This is a genomic window from Sphingomonas sp. CCH5-D11 (genome assembly GCF_001557395.1).
Taxonomy (GTDB): Bacteria; Pseudomonadota; Alphaproteobacteria; order Sphingomonadales; family Sphingomonadaceae; genus Sphingomonas.
Window position 1 is genome coordinate 1 of sequence record NZ_LSKH01000113.1, and the last position, 14690, is coordinate 14690.

At 68.7% G+C, this 14690-nt stretch carries 14 protein-coding genes; 3 read left to right on the top strand and 11 right to left on the bottom strand.

The features are described 5' to 3' along the window. Window positions 1-43 precede the first annotated feature (43 nt). Entirely contained in the window at window positions 44-1036 is a 993-nt protein-coding gene (locus AX702_RS07565; RefSeq protein ID WP_082746130.1) for a siderophore ABC transporter substrate-binding protein, read from the bottom strand. 15 nt (window positions 1037-1051) lie between these two features. After that, window positions 1052-3133, bottom strand: a complete 2082-nt coding sequence (locus tag AX702_RS07570; RefSeq protein ID WP_231731769.1) for a TonB-dependent receptor domain-containing protein — start codon at window positions 3131-3133, stop codon at window positions 1052-1054. A 297-nt stretch (window positions 3134-3430) separates the two neighbouring features. On the opposite strand from AX702_RS07570, the gene AX702_RS07575 reads away from it, so the two are divergent. Continuing rightward, the gene (locus tag AX702_RS07575; RefSeq protein ID WP_066778198.1) at window positions 3431-5851 is read left to right on the top strand and encodes a PAS domain S-box protein; all 2421 of its coding nucleotides are present in this window, start codon (window positions 3431-3433) and stop codon (window positions 5849-5851) included. A gap of 3 nt (window positions 5852-5854) precedes the next feature. Here AX702_RS07575 and nagA read toward each other — a convergent pair whose 3' ends face one another. The 4 genes from nagA to AX702_RS07595 all read right to left on the bottom strand — a co-directional run bounded on the left by nagA (window position 5855) and on the right by AX702_RS07595 (window position 9565). Beyond that, window positions 5855-6982: an N-acetylglucosamine-6-phosphate deacetylase gene (gene nagA / locus AX702_RS07580; protein WP_066778200.1), complete on the bottom strand. Its 1128-nt coding sequence runs from the start codon at window positions 6980-6982 to the stop codon at window positions 5855-5857. After that, the gene (locus AX702_RS23805) at window positions 6979-8787 is read right to left on the bottom strand and encodes a copper homeostasis protein CutC (protein WP_197420527.1); all 1809 of its coding nucleotides are present in this window, start codon (window positions 8785-8787) and stop codon (window positions 6979-6981) included. The genes nagA and AX702_RS23805 overlap by 4 nt, the downstream gene beginning before the upstream one ends. 295 nt (window positions 8788-9082) lie before the next feature. After that, entirely contained in the window at window positions 9083-9331 is a 249-nt protein-coding gene (locus tag AX702_RS07590) for a hypothetical protein (RefSeq protein WP_066778202.1), read from the bottom strand. 54 nt (window positions 9332-9385) lie between these two features. Further along, on the bottom strand, window positions 9386-9565 hold the full coding sequence (locus AX702_RS07595) for a hypothetical protein (protein ID WP_066778221.1): 180 nt from the start codon (window positions 9563-9565) through the stop codon (window positions 9386-9388). Between the two features lie 211 nt (window positions 9566-9776). Here AX702_RS07595 and AX702_RS07600 point away from each other — a divergent pair, with 211 nt between their 5' ends. After that, window positions 9777-9995 (top strand): hypothetical protein, encoded by a 219-nt coding sequence (locus AX702_RS07600; RefSeq protein WP_066778204.1) that lies wholly within the window; start codon window positions 9777-9779, stop codon window positions 9993-9995. Beyond that, window positions 9992-10294, top strand: coding sequence for an antitoxin Xre/MbcA/ParS toxin-binding domain-containing protein (locus AX702_RS07605; RefSeq protein WP_156455396.1), 303 nt, complete (start codon window positions 9992-9994; stop codon window positions 10292-10294). The genes AX702_RS07600 and AX702_RS07605 overlap by 4 nt, the downstream gene beginning before the upstream one ends. 16 nt (window positions 10295-10310) lie before the next feature. On the opposite strand, the gene AX702_RS07610 is transcribed toward AX702_RS07605, so the two are convergent. From AX702_RS07610 to AX702_RS07630, 5 genes are all read right to left on the bottom strand, one after another. After that, window positions 10311-11162, bottom strand: a complete 852-nt coding sequence (locus tag AX702_RS07610; protein WP_066778210.1) for a phytanoyl-CoA dioxygenase family protein — start codon at window positions 11160-11162, stop codon at window positions 10311-10313. Further along, complete coding sequence (locus tag AX702_RS07615; protein WP_197420528.1) at window positions 11159-12001, bottom strand: phytanoyl-CoA dioxygenase family protein; 843 nt, start codon at window positions 11999-12001, stop codon at window positions 11159-11161. The genes AX702_RS07610 and AX702_RS07615 overlap by 4 nt, the downstream gene beginning before the upstream one ends. Before the next feature lie 195 nt (window positions 12002-12196). After that, complete coding sequence (locus AX702_RS07620) at window positions 12197-12979, bottom strand: VOC family protein (RefSeq protein WP_156455397.1); 783 nt, start codon at window positions 12977-12979, stop codon at window positions 12197-12199. 5 nt (window positions 12980-12984) lie between these two features. Next, window positions 12985-13788 (bottom strand): enoyl-CoA hydratase/isomerase family protein, encoded by an 804-nt coding sequence (locus tag AX702_RS07625; protein ID WP_066778216.1) that lies wholly within the window; start codon window positions 13786-13788, stop codon window positions 12985-12987. Further along, complete coding sequence (locus AX702_RS07630; RefSeq protein WP_066778217.1) at window positions 13785-14600, bottom strand: enoyl-CoA hydratase-related protein; 816 nt, start codon at window positions 14598-14600, stop codon at window positions 13785-13787. The genes AX702_RS07625 and AX702_RS07630 overlap by 4 nt, the downstream gene beginning before the upstream one ends. Window positions 14601-14690 lie beyond the last annotated feature (90 nt).

Sequence of the window (14690 nt, forward strand, 5' to 3'; positions counted from 1 at the left end):
GGCGGGGTGATCCCCGCCTGCGGCGCGCGTCAATCTGCGGCGTTCAACGGGCGTCGGTGAGGGCCGCGAGCGTATCCTCGGCGCTCTTGGACAGGGCAGTGATCCCCGGCCCGACGAGGTACCAGCTCTTCGGATCAAGGTAGATCACCCGCCCGGCCTTCCATGCGGCGCTGGCCGCGATGCGCGGATCGGCGGCGAGCCGCTGCGCGATCGGGCTGGGCGGGGCGCCGGTCGCCGCTGCGCGATCGAGCACGATCAGCCATGTCGGATCGCTTGCGAGGCCCGCCTGGAGCGCCGCATCGCGTGCGCGCGCCGCTGCCTCGGCCTCCGGCGAGCCTGCCTCCGGCCGCGGACCGGCCGCGGTCGGGGCGGCTGGTGCGACCGCCGGACGGATGCCGATGAAGTCGTAGGCCGTCCCGAAACGGTCGCCGGGCGCGTGAACCATGGCGCCGCCGCCGGCAACGAACAGGACGAGCCCGGTGCCCGCGCCCTTCGCCCGCGCATGCAGCGCCGAAAGCTTCGCCTCGAACTCGGCGATGCGCGTCGCGGCGCGATCCTCCACGCCGAAGACCCGGCCGAGGGTCCGCGTGTTCTCGATCGCCGTGGTCGCCAGGCTCTTTTGTGACGGTGACAGGTCGATGGTCGGCGCGATCGCCTGCATCTGCGCGTACTTGCGCGCAGACCGGCCACCGACGACAATCAGGTCGGGCTTCAGCGCGGTGAGCGCCGCCGTGTCGGGCTCGAACAACGTGCCGACATTCTGGTATGACGCATCCGCATAGCGCGCGATGTGCGGTGGGAAATTGCCCTTGCCCCCCGCGCCCTTCGGCACGCCGGCGACCGCATCGACGCCAAGCGCCGTGAGGTTGTCGAGCGTGGCAAGGTCGAACACGGCGACGCGGCGCGGTGTGCTTGCCAGAACGGTTTCGCCCTTTGCGTGCGGGACGGTGACGCCTTGCGCCAGGGCCGGTGTGGTCAGGCCATTGAAGGCGAGCGCGATGGCGGCTGCTGCCGCGAACATGCTTCGTGATGTCATGATGTTGCTTCCCCCTTAGAACCGAAAGTTGACCGAGGCGCTGAAGCGGCGTCCGTCGAGCACATAGGCAAAGCCGTCCTCGGGCGTGACCTGCTTGTTGGTGAGATTGTAGACGCCGGCGTTCAGGACGATCTGCCGCGTCAGATCATATCCAAGACCCAGATTGTAGAAGGTGTAGGCCGGATACCGGAAGTCATTGGTGCCCGAGCCGCTGGAGTTCACTGTCCGTCCCGATGTTCGGCCGCGATGGTTCAACTGGCCCCAGAAGCGCAGCGCGCGTGTCGCCGACCAGTCGAGCGACGCGTTGAACATGTGTTCTGGAATGTCGTTCAGCGGCTTGCCCGCATTCACGCCGGAGGTCTGCTCGGTCTGCGCATAGGTGTAGCTGTGGCGGTAGCGAAGCGAGGGCACCAGCTTCCAGTCCACTGTCCACTCGACACCTTTCAGCTCCGCGGTGTCGACGTTGATGTAGGAAGTGTAGCCGAACTGATGGGCGGGATAGGTGGTGCCCATATATTCACAGATGGTGTTCTGCGCGCAGATCCGGCCGGTCCGCAGCAGCTTGTCCTTGAAGTCGCTCTTGTAGGCGGTCAGGCTGGTTGAGAGGCCAAGGTCAGGGTTCACGTACGCGGCGGCGATCTCGTAATTGGTCGTGATCTCGGGCTTGAGGTCCGGGTTGCCGATGATCACCCCGCCCATCGAGGTCGATCCGAAATCGGTTGCCGCCATGCGCAGGCTCGGCACCTTGTAGCCGCGCGTCACTCCGCCTTTCAGCGTCAGTGTCTCCGTCAGGTTGACCACGGCATAGGCCTTTGGACTGAAGCGCGTGCCGAAATCGTCGCTGTGGTCGACGCGCCCGCTGAGCAGCAGGGAAAGATCGTCGATGATCTCCCAATTGTCCTCCAGGAACGCTGCATATTGCTTGCGATCCATCGTCACGATGTCGGTGGGGACGACGAAGCCCGGCAGGTTCAGGCCGTTGGTCGCGCCGTCCTGCAGCTTCTCGTGGAAGAAATTCACCCCGCCCACGACCTTGTGATTGGCGATCGATGCCGCGACCTGGCTGTTCGCCACCAGTGTATCGAACTCGATGCCGTTTCCGGTCGTCGCGTTGATCCGCGTCGGGTTCGAAGAGGTGTCGTAAGTGACGTAGCTGCTCCACACCGCCGCGCCATACTGGCCCTCATGCGTGAGGAAGTAATTGTCGCGCAGCGTCTTGCTGTAGGTACGCGCGGCGGTCGGCGCGAGGCTGCGGCCGGGGCGGGCGGTCCGTTCCTGAATGGTGTGGCCGATGCCGGCGGTGAAGGTGTTGGCATCATCCAGGCGGAAGCCGAGCTTGCCGGCGATGTTGCGGCGCTCGAAATCGGGATCCGCGGCAGCTGAATCGCCGCCGCCGACGAAGTCGGCCTCCTGCTGCAATCGCAGGCCGCCCGTGACCTGAAGCGAGAGGCGGTCGCGCAGGATCGGCACGTTCAGGGCGAAGCTGCCGTTGAAGCCATCCTTGGTGACATCATTGCCCGGGCCAGCCGCGATATATTCGGCGGTGGCGCTGCCGCCGAAATCGTTCAGAACCTTTTTGGTGATGATGTTGATGACGCCGCCGATCGCGTCCGACCCGTACAGCGACGACGCTGGCCCGCGGATCACCTCGATCCGCTCGATCGTGTCGAGCGGCGGCAGGAAGTTGATCGGCGTGCCGGCCTGCTGTCCATTGAGCCCGAAGGCCTGATTGTCCTGAACGCGCTTCCCGTCGATCAGGAACAGCGTGTAATCCGAGCTCATGCCGCGGATCATGATCGACTGTTCGACGCCGCCGCCCTGGATGTGGACGCCTGGAATGTTGGCGAGCACATCGGTGATGTCGGTGTAGGAGCGCTGCCGGATCTCCTTTTCGGTGATGACCGACACCGTCGCGGGCGCCTCGCGGACATTCAGCTCATAGCCGGTGGCGGTCACGACGATGTCCGACGGGATGTCCTTGTCCCCGGCGTTCGACGCGGCCCTGATATCCTTCTGCTGTGCGGCGCTGGCCTGCTGCGGCATCACGACGGTGAGCGACAGCGCCGTCGTGGCATATAGGATGGTGTTCAACTTCATCATTTCCCCCCGGTGCGGGCACAGCCGTGCAGCCGCGACCGTTGGCCGGGTATGACGACGCCCCCTTGCATGCTTTGATACGCCCGGCAGACATTCGGCGAATGCCTGCTAATGAGAACTGATCGCAGCCGTTATCTGTGGCGCGTGCCGCGCACAACGATCACGCCTGAATTTCCGCTATTCGTTTTTGACACCTTGATCGTACAGGCTGGTCAGGGGAACGGAGGTGGCCGCCCGCTGCTATCAAGCGCCCCGCCACCAATCGCCACGCTGATGCGTTCCTGGTCCTGAGTTTCAATGAACGAGGCAGTTTTGGCCGAAGCTGACACGGATGCGTTTCAGACCAGCCTGCTTGCCGGTGGCGCGTGCGGGCGGATGATCGCCTCGCGGGACTGGTCCGCGACGCCGCTGGGGCCGATCCGCGCCTGGCCCGCCAGCCTGCGCACCGCCACCTCCATCCTGCTGCGCGCCGCCGTGCCGATGGTGATGCTGTGGGGCGAGGAAGGCATCATGCTGTATAACGACAGCTATTCGCTGTTCGCCGGGCAGCGCCATCCCGAGCTGATGGGCGCCCGCGTGCGCGAAGGCTGGCTGGAGGTGGCCGACTTCAACGATCATGTGATGAAGGTCGGGCTGGCGGGCGGGACGCTGCGTTATCGTGATCAGCAGCTGACCCTGTATCGCAACGGCGTGTCCGAGCCGGTGTGGATGGACCTGGATTATTCCCCGGTGCTGGACGAGACCGGCCAACCCGCCGGCGTCCTGTGCATCCTGGCCGAAACGACCGAGCGGGTGCGCGCCGAGCAAGGCTTGCGCGACAGCGAAATGCGGTTCCGCCTGATGGCCGATGCCGTGCCGCAGATCACCTGGATCACCGATGCGGACGGGCAGGCGGAATTCTTCAACAAACATTGGTGGGACTATACCGGCGCAGCCCATGCGCCGACCAACGCAGCCAAGGTGTCGGCGGATCACCTGCACCCGGATGACGTGGCAGGCACCATGGCCGCGTTCAACGAGGCGCGGCGCACCGGCACCACCTTCCAGACCGAGCACCGCATCCGATCGGCGGCGGGCGAATATCGCTGGTTCCTGGTCCGCGCGGAGCCGTATCGCGATCCGCAGACGGGGGAGATCGTGCGCTGGTTCGGCGCCTCGGTCGACATCAACGATCGCAAGGCGGCGGAGCAGGCGCTGACCGCGCTGAACGCGGAGCTGGAGGATCAGGTGATCCAGCGCTCGCGCGAGCGTGGCCTGGTGTGGCAGCACAGCATCGACCTGTTGTCCGTGGTGGACCTGGAAACGGCGGTGTTCGATGCGGTGAACCCGGCCTGGCACAAGGCGCTCGGCTGGCCGATCGCTGAGATCGAGGGCCGGCCCTTTTTCGATTTCGTTCACCCGGATGATGGCGATGAAACGCGCGATGCCTTTCGGAACCTGCAGCAGGGCAATGCCGTGCTCCATTTCGAGAACCGGTATCGCACCCGGCAGGGCCGGTGGCGGTGGCTGTCCTGGGTCGCGGTGCCCGAGGGCGGCAAGCTATATTGCGTGACGCGCGACGTGACGGCCGAGCGGGAGCGGCGGGACGAGCTGGCGACCGCGCAGGAGGCGCTTCGCCAGGCGCAGAAGATGGAGGCCATGGGCCAGCTGACCGGCGGCGTGGCGCATGATTTCAACAATCTGCTCGCCCCCATCGTCGGTTCGCTGGATCTGCTGCAGCGTCGCGGCATCGGCACGGAGCGTGAGCAGCGGCTGATCGCCGGCGCGATCCAGTCCGCCGACCGTGCCAAGACATTGGTGCAGCGCTTGCTCGCCTTTGCCCGTCGCCAGCCGTTGCAGGCGGTGGCGGTGGACGTGGTGGAGCTGGTTTCGGGCATGGGCGATCTGGTGGCGAGCACCACCGGTCCGAACATCAAGGTGGTGGTGGATGCCGAGCCGGACGTGCCGGCCGCCGAATGCGATGCGAACCAGCTCGAAATGGCGCTGCTGAACCTCGCCGTGAATGCGCGTGACGCCATGCCCGATGGCGGCACGTTGCGCATCGCGGCGACGGCGGAGGCGGTTCGCGCCGGCCACCGCGCCAAGCTGCCGCCGGGCCATTATGTGCGCCTGTCTGTCGCCGACACCGGCAGCGGCATGGATGCGGCGACGCTGGCCCGCGCGGTGGAGCCGTTCTTCTCCACCAAGGGCGTGGGGAAGGGAACCGGGCTGGGCCTGTCCATGGTTCATGGGCTCGCGTCGCAGTTGGGCGGGGCGCTGACGATCCAGAGCCGGCCCGGGCGGGGCACCAACGTCGAATTGTGGCTGCCGCGCAGTGCGGCGACGCCGCGGCGGGTGGAAGCGGCGCGGCCGGACGTGCCGGCGCGCCCCGCGGGCGGGCAGGTGCTGCTGGTGGACGATGAGGAAGCGGTGCGGATCACCACCGCGGACATGCTGGTCGACCTTGGCTATCGCGTCACCGAGGCGGCCTCCGGCGAGGAGGCGCTGCAACGGATCAGCCGGGGCGAGCCGTTCGACCTGATGGTGACCGATCACCTGATGCCCGGCCTGACCGGCGCGGAGCTGGCCCGCGCGGCGCGGCGGCAGCGGCCGGACATGGCGGTGCTGCTGGTGTCGGGCTTTGCCGAGCGCGAGGACGTCGGCCCGGACCTGCTTCGCCTGACCAAGCCGTTCCGCAAGGACGAACTGGCGGCGAGCCTGGCGCAGCTGTCGGCCTGAACCCTAGTCGCCGTGAACGCGGGTGCCGGCGATCCACGTGCCGCGCGGATTCAGATCCGGATCGAGCCAGGCAAGATCCGCGCGCGCGCCGGGACGCAGCGTGCCGCGATCGGCCAAAGACAGGAAGGCGGCGGGCGCGGTGGCGGCCATGCCGGCCGCGTCGGCCACGTCCAGCCCCAGCATCGTCACCGCATTGCGCACCGCCGTCCCCATATCCAGCGCGGAGCCGGCAAGCGTGCCATTCTCCTCCACGCAGGCGCCGTCCTCCACGCGGATCGTCTTGCCCTGCAATTCGAAGCTGGTCGCATCGGTGCCGACCGGCGACATGGCATCGGTGACGAGCATGAAGCGATCGTGCGGACGGGCGGCCAGGGCGATGCGCAGGGCGGCCGGCGCGACATGGTGCCCGTCCACGATCAGGCCGGCATAGATCCGCTGGTTCTCTATCGCGGCGCCCACCACGCCCGGCGCGCGGTGATGCAGCGGCGACATGGCGTTGAACAAATGGGTGACGCCGGTCGCCCCGGCCGCGAACGCGCGAACGGCGGTGGCATAATCCGCATCGCTGTGCCCCACGGCAACGATCACCCCGGCGGCGACCAGCGCGGCGATATCGTCGGGCGTGCCCATTTCGGGCGCCAGCGTCACCAGCGTGCGGCCGTGCTTCAGGCTGCCGAGCAGCGCGATCGCCGCCGCATCGAGCTGGCGGAAGCGGGCGGGATCGTGCGTGCCCTTGCGCGCCGGATTGAGGAACGGCCCTTCGATGTGGATGCCCACGACGCCCGGCACGCCCTCTTCGATCGCCTGTTCGGTGGCGCGCATCGCCATTTCCACGCGGTCCAGCGTGTCCGAGATCAGCGTCGGCAGAAAGGCGGTGGTGCCGAAGCGGGTGTGCGCCGCGCCGATGCGGCGGATCGTCTCCACGCCCGGATCGTCGTTGAACAGGACGCCGCCGCCGCCGTTCACCTGCGTATCGATGAAGCCGGGGAGCAGCCATCCGCCGGCGAGATCGATGCGGGTCGCGCCCGAGGGTGCGTGCTCCGCGATCAGCCCGTCCGCCACGCACAGCTGCCCGGCGATCGCACCATCGCCGGTAAGGATCCTGCCGTTGTCGAAGATGATGCCGGTCATCGCGTTTCCGTCACCTTCTTTAGGTGCGGGGGCGCATCGGGATCAATGCCGCGCGCGACGGCAAGGTCATTCGCCAGGCGATAGAAGCTCTGGAGCATCAGGATCGGCTCCAGCGCGGGCGCGGCGGCGATCGCGGGCAGGTTGCCGCCCGCCGCCCATTCGCCGGCGGCATCGGCCAGCATCACTTGCGCGCCGCGCTCGGCGAACTGCACCGCTGCGCTGCGCACCCCATCGCCGGACACGTCGGACGTGGCGAAGGCGAGCACCGGAAAGCCGCGCCGGACGATCGCCATCGGGCCGTGCCGGACCTCCGCGGCGGAAAAGGCCTCCGCATGAAGGCCGCAGGTTTCCTTGAACTTGAGCGCGGCCTCCTGCGCGATGCCAAAGCCATAGCCGCGGCCGAGAACGAACAGGTTGCGCGCGCCGAGCAGGGGCAGGTGCGCCGCGTGCCAGTCAAGCGCAAAGGCGCGCGTCATCGCCTCCGGCAAGGCGGCGAGGCGAGCCTGCAGCCCATCGTCGCCCGACCAGGCGGCGGCCAGCGACGCCTGCGCCGCAAGCGCAGCGATGCAGGATTTGGTTGCCGCGACCGATCGCTCGGGCCCGGCGCACAGCGGCAGCACCTCGTCCGCCGCATGGGCGAGCGGCGAGCCTTCGTCATTGACCAAAGCGACGACAAAGGCGCCGGCGGACTTATAGGCGGCGACGCTGGCGAGCAGGTCGGGGCTTTGGCCGGATTGCGAGATCGCGAGGCACAAGGCGCCCCGGGCGCGAAGCGGCGCGCCGAAGATCGAGGACACCGATGGCGCGGCCGAGGAGACGGGAATGCCCGTCATCGTCTCGAACAGATATTTCCCATAGGTTGCGGCGTGATCGGACGAGCCGCGCGCGCAGGTGACGATGAAGGGCGGCGGGCGATCGCGCAGCCGGGCGGCGATGCGCGCGATCACGGCCTGGGTGCGATCCACCAGTCGCGCGACCACGTCCGGCGCCTCTGCCGCTTCGGCATGCATCAGCGTGGCGGCGGGATCCCGCGGGAGCCCGCCTTCCGCTGCGGCCGAGGCCGAGGTGATGAAAGCGGGGGCAGGGCGGCCTAGCGCGGTGCGCATGGCGGCCACCTCGGCCTCGTCCGTGACCCGCGCCAGTTCGGAATCGAAGCCGAACTCGATCGCGCGGGGCGAAGCGTTGCGGATCGGGCGGGAGCAGGAGGCGTGAACGGCGCGCACTCCGGTCGCGGCTACCAGCGAGGCGACATTGCCCGGATGGATCCCGCTCGCGGCGATGATCTCCACCCGCTCCCCGGCCAGCCATTGCATCGCCTTGATCGTCGCCACGCCCTCCTTCGCGACACGCGCCCCCCCGGCGGTCGCGATGGTGGCGATGCCGAGATCGGCGGCGGCCGTCACCGCGACGGCGGGATCGGGCAGCAGATCGACCGCGCGGTGCAATCCCACCTCCAGCCCGGCGGCATGGGCAACCAGTGCCTCGAGCAGCGCCAGGTCCAGCCCGCCCGCCGGCGACAGCGCGCCGATCACCACGCCCTCCAGCCCCGCTGCGCGCGCCGCGTCGATATCGCGAAACATCGCCAGCCGCTCGCGCGCGTCATAGGTGAAGCCGCCTTCGCGCGGGCGGATCAGCGCACGCACCGGCAGCGGGCATTCCTGCGCCAGCGCCAGCAGCCCGGCCGAGGGACTGAGGCCGCCCAATGCCAGCGACGAGGCCAGCTGGATGCGATCGGCCCCGCCCTTCATGGCGGCGATCAGCCCCTCCGGGCTGTCGACGCAGATCTCGATCAGAACCTCAGCCATGGATCCAGCCTTTTGCCCGACCCGGTGCGACAGCGATGCAGGCATCCGGGTGACCCATGGCGCTTTTGGATTGCAGCCCCCGGCCAGCGTCGGGGCGGATATAATCCCAGGCGGCGCGGGTCGGCATCAGGAACAGGGTCTGTAATGGCGCATGTGCCTTGGGGCCGGACAAGCGTGAAAAGGAGGCGCCGGCTAGGGGGCCGGCCCGCCAAAGGTCAAACGCTTTGTTGATGCCGGCGCGACGCACCGCCCCGCCCGCGCGACGGGCGCGGCGGAACGCCGGGCGGCGATGGTCTCAGGTGCGCTGCGGCGCGGGAGGCGGCGTGTCGGACGGGGAAGGGGGCGGGGAAGCGGCATCGCGCGATGCGACCAGCACCAGATGCGGACGCTGGCATCGATCCGGCGCGCGCATCGGCTCGGCAAGTTCAGCCAGGACCGCCACCAGCCGGGTGGTCAGCGCATGGGCTTCCTCTGGCGTCAGGAACACCGGGGCGCCGAACCCCAGCCGGACCATTCCGCCGCTTGCGCTCACCTCTATGTCCATCGCGTCCCTTTATCTGAAGGGTCGCCGACCCTGTCTGGTTGAACGGGGCTTCGCTTAACGGGTGTGGCGCGGCTCCGGCCGGGTGGGCACCGCCTCGATCTGGTCGAGCCGCGCCAGCACGTCCTCGAAGCCGGAAATGTCCTCCACCGGGAAGGCGCGCGTGAACCCGGTACCCAGGACCTCAAGGTCCTTCTGGGTCAACAGTCCCACAGCCACGATCCGGTTGTCAGTCATCGACATTCTAACGTTTGATCGGTGTTAAGGTCCCTCCCGAATGGTAAATTCCGGCGGCTGACGCAAAAATGCCGCACCTCCACCGGGCAGCGGCAGATCTTGCGAAAAGGGGCTCTGACACCCACATAATCAAGACCGCCGGCAGTTCCGATCCGTAGGCGCCGGTGGCTGAGAGACCAAACGTGCTCCCGCTTACGTGTGGAGATGTCCGATGGACCTCAACGAGCTGTTTCAGCGCCACCAGATCTCTCTGGAACGCGCCGCCAATGCCGCCAGCGTGGAAGCGCGCCATGCGCATCTGGAGCTGGCCAATGGCTATGCCCGGCGGATCCAGGAGGCCCAGACGATGGCGCCACAGAAAGTCGCACCTCAGACGATCGCACCGCAACCGGTCCCGCGCCAGCCCGGCGGCGGAGGGATGCGCGCGTGAGCGCGGGTGCGAGCGACGCCGCCTCGGCAGCAGAAACGCCCGCCGCTTCCCGGCCGCGCCGCATGTTCAGGCCGGCACGCGTGGCCTCGCGCCTGTCGGGCGATGAAGTGGCGCGCGAGGGGCGGATCGTGCGGATCGCCTTTGACCGGCTGGGCTCGGAGGCAGCGCGCCAGTTCCTGAACACGCCCCATGCCGCGCTCGGCGGCCGACCGCTGGAACTCGCCACCGCTTCCCCCGCCGGCGCCGAGGCTGTGGAACGCGCCATCGCGGCGCTCCCGCGCGCGTCGGCCTCGAAATGACCGGGCGCTGCGCCCGTTACGCTGGCGAGGCGCCGTTGACGAGGCCAAGCCCCTCCGCGCGATAGCCCAGCAATACCAGCGCATCCTCGCTGGCGAACTGGCGGATCTCCGGGCGCAGCGACAGGAACCAATTCTCCTGGGTGCGATAGATCGGCCGCGTGTACCAGGCGAACACGCCGGCGCGATGCTGGTCCGTCGTCCGGTTGAATCCGGTCTTGTGCCACACGCGACTTTCGAAGATCGCGATGGAGCCGGCCGGCGCCTCGATCGGGACGGTGGCGGTGTCGGCCTCGGCGGCGGTCGGCGCGCGGTTCAGCCGGTGGCTGCCGGGCGCGAAGCGGGTCGCGCCGTTCGCCTCCGTGAAATCATCCAGGCACCAGGCAACGTTCAGCCCCTGCGGCTCGGCGGCCCAGGGCTCAGGCACGAAGATCTGGTCGGCGTGGAGGATCATCTCCCCGCCGCCTGGCCCGGTGATGTTGGCCGACAGGTTGCCCAGCAGCGCGGGCCAGCCGAGCAGCGCCTTCACATAGGCCACCGCGAGCGGATGAAACGCCAAATCCTCGAACAAAGGATCGCGGTTCAGCACGTTCCACACGCGCTGATTGCTGTCGTCATGCGCGTAATCGAGCCCGAACTTCTGCTCGCGCCCGCGCGCCCGATCCGACGCGGCGGCGCGATAGAGCGCGTCGCGGGTCTCTTTCAGCGTGTCGCCGGTCAGCACGTCCGGCACGATGGTGAGGCCGTACTCGGCGATATTGGCGAGCCCCTGCGCCAGATCGCGCGTCGGCGGCGGGATCACCGGCGCCAGTTCGGCATGAACGACCGTTTCCGGCAACACCTCGGCATGAAGCGCGGGCACTTTCCTCATGCGCGTGGCTCCTGCTGGTTGATATGTTTCGCCTCGCCCGTGTTGGCGGTGACCCCCAGGCCAAGGAGATCGAACAGCTCGCCGTCGATCCCCGCCTGCGTTTCGGGCGAGAGCGCCGCATTCCAGTTCACCTGCGGGCGAAGGAATGCCTTGCTGTAATAGCCGAACAGCAAGGCGCGCTCCTCATCCGCGGTGATGTTCGCGCCCGACGTGTGCCACAGCCGCCCGTCCATCGCGACGATCGAGCCTGCCCGCGCCTCGAACGGGCGCAGCCGCGCCTTGGCGTCGGCCGGCACGTCCTGATGCGTGCGCCAGCGATGGCTGCCGGGAATGAACAGGGTGGCGCCGTTCTCGAAGCGCACGTCGGAAAGGCACCAGATGATGTTGATCGCCCAGGCGGCATTCCACGGCTCGGGCACGACGATCGACTGGTCCGAATGGAGCGCCATGGATCGCGCGCCGGGCCGCGCGATATTGGCGGTGAAGTTGGAGATGAGGAACTGCCGCCCCAGCACCGCGCGCACCAGCGCCAGCGCGGCGGGGTGGCGGATCAGGTCGCGAAAGATCGCATCATGTTCCAGCAGGTAGAAGACGCGCACGTTGCTGGCGTTCGGATCCAGCACCGGCATGAAGGTGGCGATGCCCTGCGCCTCGCTGCGGGCGGCGGCGGCGTGGAGCCGGGTGAGCGCGGCGCTGGTGGTTTCAGGGTCGATCACGTCGGGGATGACGCACCAGCCCTCGTCATGCAGCTGCTGCCGGGCCGGTTCGGGAATGCGCGTCGCGTCAACGGGCGGGGACGCTGCGGGCGCCGCCGCTGGTGGGCGTAAGGCCGTCGCCATCATCACTCTCCTGCCGCACCGGTCTGTGCCGGTTCGATCGCGGGCGAGGTTCCGCCGAACCTGTCGCCGAGTCAACGGCAGAGTTCCCGTGCGGGGGTGACGGCTCGTCGCACGGGGCCATCGTTTCCGCGACACGTAGTTCGACAGGCTCTCCACGAGCGGGGCCGGTTGGCTGCCTGGCGGGTCCCGCAGCGTTCAGGCGGATGCGAGGGGGCGCACGGGCACGTTGCAGATCATCACGGCGTCGCCGCTGATCGGCACGCCGGCCGCCTCGGCGCGGCGGCGCACCGCATCGGGATCGCCGACGTAAAGCGCGAGCGCCGCGATGCCCGGCGCGGCGCTGTTCGTGGCCGAAACGAAGCGCACGGCGGCGTCATGCAGCAGGTCGATGCGCCAGCCATCCGCCGCTTCGCGTGCTTCTGCGTCGATCATCCGGCCCCAGCGCGCGGCGGTGGCGGCAGGATCGGCGCTGGCGATCGTCACTTCGGCGATGCCCTGCACCGCGCCGGGATCCGCCGCCTGCCAATCTGGCCCGGCGGGGTGCCAGAAGCTGTCCGGCCGTCGCCAGTCCGCCACGCCCGGCGCGGCGTCGATCGACACCAGCACGCCATCGAAATCGCGCGGGTGATAATGGGTTGCCTGATGCTCGGCACCGTCGAGCACGTCGACGATCGCCGCACCTTGCGCCCGCGTCCGCTCGCGATGCCCCAGCGCATCCGCCGCCTGGAAGATCACCATATAACCGGCATCGCCCCCGCGCCGCGCGAGGTAGCGCGCCGCGGACGCCTCCGCGCGCACCGGCTGCACGATCTCCAGGAAATCGCCGCCGGTTCGCAGCACGGTGTTGCGCAGGCCATAATGGATGATTCCGGGATCGTTGTAGCCGGGGGGCAATCCAAAGGCGGCGCGAAGCTCAGCCTCCGCGCGCTCCATGTCATGCGCGGCGAAGGCAATCTGGCGCAGGCGCAGGTCAGCCACGCCCGTCACCGGCCGGCGTAGCGCGGGGCGCGCTTTTCCACGAAGGCGGCGAAGGCCTCGGCCCGGTCCTCGGTCGCGAACAGCGCATGGTGCCGCTCGCTTTCCACCGCGACATAATCGGCCAGCCCCAATGTTTCCGCCTGAACATAGTGCGATTTCAGCGCCTTGAGCGCGAGCGGCGCGGCCCCGGCGAGCCGCTCCACCAGCGCCTCCAGCTCGGAATCGAACGCATCCGGCGACCACAGACGCGACACGAGCCCCATGGCATGCGCCTCCGCCCCGTCGAACTTGCGCGGGAAGAAGGACAGGTCGCGCGCCACGCCCGCGCCGATGATGCGCGGCAGCAGCCAGGGCACCGCCATGTCGCCGGCCACGCCCACGTCGAGAAAGGCCGTGTTGAACCGTGCGCCCGTGTCGCACACCCGGATGTCGCACGCGCAGGCCCAGCCGAAGCCCGCCCCCGCGCAGCCGCCCTGAATCGCGGCGATCGTCACCGCCGGCATTTCGTGCAGCAGCACGGTCGTCTGATAGGGCAGCAGGGAAGGGGCGGCGGGCTCGGCGCGCGGCGCGTCGCCCTTTCCGGCATCGGCAGCGTTATAGCCTTTCACGTCCGCGCCGGGGCAGAAATCCCGTCCCTCGCCGCGCACCACCAGCACCTGAATATCGGGCATCGCGGCGACGCGGGCGGCGGCGTCCTGGATCTCCAGCACGGATTCGCCCGTCAGGCTGTTGCGCGCTTCGGGCCGGGCAAAGGTGAGCCGGGCGACGCGGCCCGCCACCGTCAGGCGGATAGTGCGATAGTCGGTCATGGCTGGCTTTCCCCCAGAGGCTGGAAGCGCGGCGGGCGCCGCTCGATGAAGCTGCGCGCGCCCTCGGCGGCGTCGGGATGGGCGAGCGCCGCCTGCATCAACTGCTCGGACTGGACGGAGGCGGCGAGGAAATCCTGCGCCCAATGATCATAGACCTGGCGCTTGATCGTCGCGATCGCGCGCGGCGACACGGTGGCGGCCATGTCATCGACATAGGCGCGGATGGCGCCGAGCAGCGCATCGGGCTCTGCCACCCGATCGGCCAGGCCAAGCCGCAGCGCCTCCTCCGCCCCGACGCGGCGCGAGCTCCAAAGCAGATCGAGCGCGCGGCTGGTGCCAAGCTGGCGCGGGAGCAGCCAGCTCATGCCATGTTCCGCCACCAGCCCGCGGCGCGAGAAAACGGTGGTGACGCTGGCGTCGGCAGCCATGAAGCGCAGGTCGCACATCATCGACAGGACAAAGCCACCGCCCGCCGCAATGCCGTTCACCGCCGCGATCACCGGCTTGGGCGTGCGCAGCAGAAAGGCGAACAGCGCGGGTCCTTCCGGCCGATGCAGCCCGTCCCCAGCGCCCGTCGCCCCGCCGCTCGCCGCACGCTCCAGCAGCGACACGTCGATCCCGGCGCAAAAGGCGCGGCCGGCGCCCGTCACGACGATGGCGAAGACGCGCGGATCGGCCGCGGCATCGTCCACCGCGCGGCGAAAGGCGAGCAGCATGTCGTAATCAAAGGCGTTCAGCACATCGGGCCGTTGCAGCCGGATGACGCACAGATTGCCCTCGATCGACGCGGCAAGCGTCTCAATATCGGTCATGGCCGCCTCTCCTGTGCGGCAATGCTATCCGAATGCAGGCGCGGCGCAATATCAGGGTTGATCGGGAGCAACGGCGGGAGGGGGGTGGGT

Bases quoted from the DNA above. Each gene is read 5' to 3' on its own strand.
- AX702_RS07565 (WP_082746130.1), bottom strand. From the start codon at position 1,036: ATGACATCACGAAGCATGTTCGCGGCAGCAGCCGCCATCGCGCTCGCC.
- AX702_RS07570 (WP_231731769.1), bottom strand. From the start codon at position 3,133: ATGAAGTTGAACACCATCCTATATGCCACGACGGCGCTGTCGCTCACC.
- AX702_RS07575 (WP_066778198.1), top strand. From the start codon at position 3,431: ATGAACGAGGCAGTTTTGGCCGAAGCTGACACGGATGCGTTTCAGACC.
- nagA (WP_066778200.1), bottom strand. From the start codon at position 6,982: ATGACCGGCATCATCTTCGACAACGGCAGGATCCTTACCGGCGATGGT.
- AX702_RS23805 (WP_197420527.1), bottom strand. From the start codon at position 8,787: ATGGCTGAGGTTCTGATCGAGATCTGCGTCGACAGCCCGGAGGGGCTG.
- AX702_RS07590 (WP_066778202.1), bottom strand. From the start codon at position 9,331: ATGGACATAGAGGTGAGCGCAAGCGGCGGAATGGTCCGGCTGGGGTTC.
- AX702_RS07595 (WP_066778221.1), bottom strand. From the start codon at position 9,565: ATGACTGACAACCGGATCGTGGCTGTGGGACTGTTGACCCAGAAGGAC.
- AX702_RS07600 (WP_066778204.1), top strand. From the start codon at position 9,777: ATGGACCTCAACGAGCTGTTTCAGCGCCACCAGATCTCTCTGGAACGC.
- AX702_RS07610 (WP_066778210.1), bottom strand. From the start codon at position 11,162: ATGAGGAAAGTGCCCGCGCTTCATGCCGAGGTGTTGCCGGAAACGGTC.
- AX702_RS07615 (WP_197420528.1), bottom strand. From the start codon at position 12,001: ATGGCGACGGCCTTACGCCCACCAGCGGCGGCGCCCGCAGCGTCCCCG.
- AX702_RS07625 (WP_066778216.1), bottom strand. From the start codon at position 13,788: ATGACCGACTATCGCACTATCCGCCTGACGGTGGCGGGCCGCGTCGCC.
- AX702_RS07630 (WP_066778217.1), bottom strand. From the start codon at position 14,600: ATGACCGATATTGAGACGCTTGCCGCGTCGATCGAGGGCAATCTGTGC.